The sequence below is a fragment of the Streptomyces sp. DvalAA-14 genome (assembly GCF_900091855.1).
GTDB lineage: Bacteria > Actinomycetota > Actinomycetes > Streptomycetales > Streptomycetaceae > Actinacidiphila.
The window spans coordinates 1-5,954 of sequence record NZ_FMCH01000049.1 but is presented as its reverse complement, the minus strand read 5'-3'; the positions used below and the strand labels follow the sequence as shown (position 1 = coordinate 5,954).

Sequence of the window (5,954 nt, the reverse complement as noted above, 5' to 3'; positions counted from 1 at the left end):
TGCCGTACCACTGCTCGGCCTCGTGGTCCTCGCCGCGCTCGGCGCAGGCGCGGGCCAGCCGGTAGGCGGCCTCGCGGTGCCCGTGCTCGGCGGCGGCACGGAACCACCGCTCGGCGCCCACGTCCCGGCGGTGGTCGAGCAGATCGGCGAGCGCGTAGGCGCCCAGGGTGTGGCCGGACTCGGCGGCCTGCCGCAGCCAGTACTCGGCGCCGGGCTCGTCGCCGCGCTCCCGGTAGTGCCGGCCGAGCGCGTGCGCGGCGGCGGCGGAGCCGGCCACGGCGGCGATCCGCCACCAGTCGGCCGCCTCGTCCGCCTTGCCGTGCTGGTTGAGCAGCAGGCCGAGGTTGTTGGCGGCGGCGCGGTCACCGTGCTGGACGGCGGCGCGCAGGAACGGCTCGGCCGCGTCCAGGTCGCCGCGGCGCAGCAGCAGCGTGCCCAGCGCGCTCATGGCGCCCGGCTCGCCCTGCTCGGCGGCGCGGCGGTGCCGTGCCTCGATCTCGGCTTCCTCGCGCATCGCGAGGGTGTCCTCGTCGGGCAGCTCGGTCAGCAGCACCGGCACGGGCCACGGCCCCCCGGCCGCACCCCCCGTACCGTCCCCGGCCGCGACGATCGCGCTGTCCTCGGTACGCGGCGCGGGCAGCAGCGCCGCCACCGTCGCATTCACCCCGTTGTCCGCAAGGTTGTTCGCAAGCATGTTCGTTGTGGTCCCCGAAGTGCCCGCGGGCACGGGCAGATCGCCCGTCGACCCACGCTGACCATGGCTCTGACGAGTATTCAGCAGCCTCGCACTCTCCCCCATAAGCCCCATCGTTGCACCACCCGGTACCGGCGTACACCTGGTATACCGCAACCCGCACGGTCACTTCAGCGTTTTGTCGACTTCCCGATAAGGCGTCACATCAAACGTTTGACGTGCAAGGTCCCCCATATAAGTGAAGAGGCCCGAAGTCTATTGACTTCGAGCCTCTTCGAGCAGTAGCGGGGACAGGATTTGAACCTGCGACCTCTGGGTTATGAGCCCAGCGAGCTACCGAGCTGCTCCACCCCGCGCTGTTGTGTCGCAACCGTACCACGACGCGGGATCTTGCCCGACCGGCTCCGACCGGCACCGATCGGGCCCGACGTGACCCGATCGGCCCATCAGCCGGGCTTGCGCTCCGCCCGCTGCGCGTCCTGCAGCGCGGCCGCCAGGCGCTTCTGGGCGTCGCCGTACTTCGCCCAGTCGCCGGCCTTCAGCGCGGCCTGCCCGTCCTCGTACGCCTGCTGGGCCCGGTTCAGCGCGTCCTGAAGGCCGCCGCCCGTACCGGACGCGGCCGGTGGCGGCTTCGCCGTCGTACCGCCGGTGCCCGCGCCGCCGGTGCCGCCGGCTCCGCCCGTGCCCGCCGTACCACCCGTGCCGGCCTGCGTCGGCGGACTGGCACCGGTGCCGAAGACGGAGCCCAGCGCCTCGTCCAAGGTGGCCCCCAGCGCCATCCTCCCGTCGAAGTCGACCAGCACCTTCTTCATCAGCGGGATGTTGGTGTCCGCGCCGCGTACGTACACCGGCTCCACGTACATCAGCCCCCCGTCGAGCGGCAGGGTCAGCAGATTTCCGTACTCGATCGTGGAGTCCTTGCCGCGCAGCAGCGTTATCGTCTGGGCGAACGCGGAGTTGAACTTGCTCTGCACCAGCTGCGGCCCGTCCACCGGCGCGTCGGTGGGCAGTTTGAGCAGCCGCATCGTGCCGTAGTCCGGGCTGGTGGCGTCGGAGTCCACCGACAGGAAGGCCGCCAGGTTCTGCCGTCGGTTGGGGGTGAGGGTCGAGGTGAGCGAGAACGCCTGCCCGCTCTGGCCTGGCATCTTCAGGCTCAGGTAGTACGGCGGCACCGACTTGCCGGACTTCGAGGCCGGGTCGTCCGGCACCTGCCACACCTCGCTGCCGCTGTAGAACTGCGCGGCCGTGGTGACGTGGTAGGTGGTGAGCAGCTGCCGCTGCACCTTGAACAGGTCCTGCGGGTAGCGCAGGTGCGACAACAGGTCCGGCGGGATCGAGGCCTTCGGCTGCACGGTGTGCGGGAACGCCTTCATCCAGGTCTTGAGCACCGGGTCCTCGGTGTCCCACTGGTAGAGCTTGACGGTGCCGTCATAGGCGTCCACGGTCGCCTTGACCGAGTTGCGGATGTAGTTGACCTGGTTCTGCTGGGCCACCACCGAACGCTGGTTGTCGGTCAGCGAGTCCGTCGTGGTGTCGCCGAGCGTGGTCCGGGAGGCGTACGGATAGCCGTTGGTGGTGGTGTACGCGTCCACGATCCACTGCACGCGCCCGTCGACGACCGCGGGATAGGGGTCGCCGTCGATGGTCAGCCAGGGCGCGACCGCCTCCACCCGCTCCTTGGGCGTGCGGTTGTAGAGGATCTTCGAACCGTGGCCGATCGCCCCGGAGTACAGCATCTGCGGCTCGCCGAAGGTCACCGCGTAGGCGGCCCGGGTCAGCGGGTCGGCGAGGCTGACACCACCCTTGCCCTGGTAACTGGTCGACTGCTCACCGGACTTGCCGGCGTAGTCCACCTCCTTGGTGGGCCCGTCCACGATCGAGTACTGCGTGGTCTGCTCGCCGAAGTAGATCTGCTGCTGGTAGCTGCCGAGGGAACCGGTGGTCGGCAGGTCCTGCTCGGTGTAGACGGGCTGTCCGGACGGGTCGTCGCTCGTCGGGTCGCTGCTCGTCGGGTCGCTGCCGGTCACCTCGGTGCCCTTGGCGGTCACCACCCCGTAGCCGTGGGTGTATTTGAAGTGGTCGTTGATCCAGTTGTTCTGCGGGATGCCGTTGATGTTCAGCTCACGCACGCCCACCACGGTGTCCTGCTCCTTGCCGTCCACGGTGTACCGGTCGACGTCGAGCGTGGAGGGGAAGGAGTAGTAGCCGCGGGACTGCATCTGCTGGAAGGTCGGCGAGACCACGTTGGGGTCCAGCACCCGGATCGAGGCGGTGCTGGAGCTGTCCGTGCGCAGCGCCGCCGCGGTCGCCTTGCTGGTGCCCGCGTAGTCCGACACCTGGCTGCCGGCGATGCCGTACGCGGCCCGGGTGGCGTCGATGTTCCGCTGTATGTACGGCGCCTCCTTGGCCGCCTCGTTCGGCTGCACCTGGAACTTCTGCACGATCGCCGGGTACAGCCCGCCGATCAGGATGGCGGACAGCACCATCAGCCCGAAGCCGATCGTCGGCAGCGACCAGGTGCGCCGCCACAGCGTCGCGAAGAACAGCAGCGCGCAGATCACCGCGATGCAGAACAGGATGGTCTTGGCGGGCAGATACGCGTTCGCGTCCACGTACCGCAGGCCGGTCCAGTTGTCGGTGGACTTCAGCCCGCTGGACTTCACCGCGAGCCCGTACCGGTCCAGCCAGTAGGCGACCGCCTTCAGCGACACGAACAGCCCGAGCAGCACCGACAGGTGCCCGGTGGCGGCGGCGGTGGCCCGCCCGCCGGGCGAGGTGATGCGCAGGCCGCCGTACAGGTAGTGCACCAGGGCGGCGGCGATCAGCGACAGCACGACGGCGGCGAAGCCGAAGCCGACCAGGAAGCGGTACCAGGGCAGGTCGAAGGCGTAGAAGGACACGTCCTTGTGGAACTGCGGGTCCTTCTGGTGGAAGGAGGTGGCGTTGGTGGTCAGCATCCACAGCCGCCACTGACCGGTGGCCGACCCGCCGGCGATGAGCCCGACCACCGCGCAGATCCCGAGCAGCACCCATGTCTTGTACGGCGCGATCCCCATCCGGTAGCGGTCCAGGCTCTGCTGCTCCACCGACATCGCGCTCAGCGGCGGGCGCAGCCGGTGCGCCAGGAAGATGTTGGCCCCGACCGCGGCGGCCATCAGCAGCCCGAACACGGAGAACAGCCCGACCTTGGTCCACAGCACGGTGGTGAACACCGAGGAGAAGTGCACCGAGCGGTACCACAGCAGGTCCGTCCAGATCCCGGCGAACATCACGAACGCGATCATCACGACGGCCAGGACGCCGATCGTGATGAGCAGCGTTCGCGTACCGCGGCTGGTCCGCACCGCTCTGACCCGTTGGCCGGGCAGCCCCCCGCCGCGGTCGGGCATCTGGAATACCAAGGGTGCGCACCTCGAAATGTCGGTTTCGCGGGCGTCCCGGGTCGGACTCCCACCCGTGCAACTTACCTACCCTTTGGCCGGTTCCCGATTCCGGCCGGGGAACAGGCAGGATAGTGGCCATGTCCAACACCGCCACCGATGGCGCCCCCCTCGCCGCGAACCCGCTGACCCAGGCCGTACTGGAGATCGACGAGTACGCCTCCGGCCTCGGCTGGGACCAGCCCGCACGACTGTTCGCCCTCGTCGACACCGCGCAACTGCGCACCCAGGAGCCCGCTCTGGCGGCGCAGTTGGGGCTGGCCGAGCAGGCCGCGGCCGGCCTGACCCCGATCGAGCAGGAGGAATTGCCGCCCGGCCAGCCGCTGGACGAGTTCCTCGCCACCATCGCCTGGCCGGAGGTGATCGCCGGCTGCGCGCTGACGGTGGAGCGGCTGATGCTGCCGGCGTCCGCGGAGACGGCGCTGCCGGAGGATCTGGACGACGCGGCGCTGGCGTCGTGGGTGGCCGAGCACCCGCAGCGCCAGGAGGTACGGATGACGGTCGCCGTGCTGCGTGACGGCGCCCGGGAGTCCGCGGTGCGGCTGCGGGCGAAGGACTCGCCCACCGAGGTACTGACCGGGGCGGAGCTGGTGCCGGGGCTGGCGGAGGCGCTGGCGGCGACCTTCGAGGAGGGCTGAGCCGAGGGCTGGTCCGAGGGCTGGTCCGAGGGCTGAACCGAGGGCTGAACCGAGGGCCGGGGGGACGGCGGGCGCCGGGCCGGGCTTCGGGCTCGGGCCGGCCGGGCGTCAGCTCTTGGAGCAGCTGGGCAGCGCCTTGTCGTTGCCGGCCTTGATGTTCTTCAGGGCCGCCATCGCGTCGTTCAACGTCTTGACCTTGACCAGGGTGAGGCCGCCGGGGATGTCCTTGGCGGCCTCCTCGCAGTTGTCGGCCGGGGTGAGGAAGTACCGGGCGCCCTTGTCGCGGGCGCCGATCGTCTTCAGGCCGATGCCGCCGATCGGACCGACGTTCCCGTTGTCGTCTATGGTGCCGGTGCCGGCCACGAACTTGCCGCCGGTCAGGTCGCCCGGGGTGAGCTTGTCCACGATGCCGAGGGCGAACATCATGCCGGCGCTGGGCCCGCCGACATCGGCGAGCTTGATGTCGATGTCGAACGGGAACAGGTGCTCGACGCCGGCCTGGATGCCGACCACCGCGCGCTTGGGGCCGTCGTCGGCCGAGGTGCGGGTGACGACCTTCACGTCCTGTGTCGCGGCCTGCTTCTTCTTCGCGTCGGCGGCGCGGACCACGGTGAAGGTGACCGGCTGGCCGGGCTTGTGCTTGGTGACCGCCGTCGCCACCTGGTCCGCCTTGGTGATCGGAGTGCCGTCGACGGCCTTGATCACGTCGCCGGCGTGCAGCGTGCCCTCGGCGGCGCCGCCCTTGACCACGGCGGACACGATCACCTCGGACGGCACCGGGATCTTCAGCTCCTGCAGCGCGGCGACCTTGGCGCTGTCCTGGGACTGGCTGAACTCCTCGGCGTTCTCCTGGTCGGCCTGCTGCGCTGTCTGCCCCTGCGGGTAGAGCGTGTCGTGCTCGACCACCTTGTCGTCGTGCCGCAGCCAGCCGAGCACTCCTTCGACCAGGTTCATCGAGTAGTCGGCGCCGGTGACCCGGACGGTGGTCATGTTGAGATTGCCACTGGTCGGATACGTCTGGTGGCCGGTGATGTTGATCACCATGTCACCGCCGTAGTCCCCGAGGGTGTTCACCGTTGGGCCGGGCGACATCTCCGAGTACGGACTGGGGGCGAGCAGCGCCACGCACAACAGCGCTATGAGCGTCAGGGTCGAGGCGATCAGCGTCGCTGTGCGGCGGGG

At 69.8% G+C, this 5,954-nt stretch carries 4 protein-coding genes and 1 tRNA gene; 1 reads left to right on the top strand and 4 read right to left on the bottom strand.

The annotated features are described in order from the left end of the window. The 3 genes from GA0115240_RS02340 to GA0115240_RS02330 all read right to left on the bottom strand — a co-directional run. The coding region (locus GA0115240_RS02340) for a tetratricopeptide repeat protein (RefSeq protein WP_370673259.1) at positions 1-808 on the bottom strand (808 nt) is incomplete at its 3' end. Between the two features lie 168 nt (positions 809-976). Beyond that, positions 977-1,050 (bottom strand) — tRNA-Met (locus GA0115240_RS02335). A gap of 90 nt (positions 1,051-1,140) precedes the next feature. Next, positions 1,141-4,083, bottom strand: coding sequence for a UPF0182 family membrane protein (locus tag GA0115240_RS02330; protein ID WP_093734966.1), 2,943 nt, complete (start codon positions 4,081-4,083; stop codon positions 1,141-1,143). A gap of 131 nt (positions 4,084-4,214) precedes the next feature. On the opposite strand from GA0115240_RS02330, the gene GA0115240_RS02325 reads away from it, so the two are divergent. Next, the gene (locus GA0115240_RS02325; protein ID WP_093734965.1) at positions 4,215-4,772 is read left to right on the top strand and encodes a PPA1309 family protein; all 558 of its coding nucleotides are present in this window, start codon (positions 4,215-4,217) and stop codon (positions 4,770-4,772) included. 108 nt (positions 4,773-4,880) lie between these two features. On the opposite strand, the gene GA0115240_RS02320 is transcribed toward GA0115240_RS02325, so the two are convergent. Beyond that, positions 4,881-5,954 (bottom strand): YlbL family protein (locus GA0115240_RS02320; protein WP_237554542.1); only part of this gene is annotated, 1,074 nt, incomplete at its 5' end.